1 protein-coding gene is annotated in these 265 nt (G+C 43.4%); it reads left to right on the top strand.

What is annotated here, in order from left to right:
- Window positions 1–46: 46 nt before the first annotated feature.
- Window positions 47–265 (top strand): hypothetical protein (locus tag R2R70_RS20765; protein ID WP_410979017.1); only part of this gene is annotated, 219 nt, incomplete at its 3' end.

Consider the following 265-nt stretch of genomic DNA (forward strand, 5'->3'; position numbering starts at 1 on the left):
CTTTAGCGCCGCTATTATGACGGTGAGCATCTCACTGATAATAGGCGTGCCACTGGTCATCGGTGTGTTTATCTTGCAGCAAGAAGCTTTGAGTTTAATCAGTAATTTGATTTATCGTATCAAGGTAGGTTACTTAGATGTGCCTGACTCCCTCAAAGATTTGCCTATCATCGGTCAGCAAGTCAAGGATGTACTGTGGCGCATCAACAAAAATCCAGAAGGGACGCTAGAAGCTTTTCGCATTTGGGTTCAGTCGCATTTATAT

Source organism: Cobetia sp. SIMBA_158, assembly GCF_046566945.1.
Taxonomy (GTDB): Bacteria; Pseudomonadota; Gammaproteobacteria; order Pseudomonadales; family Halomonadaceae; genus Cobetia; species Cobetia amphilecti.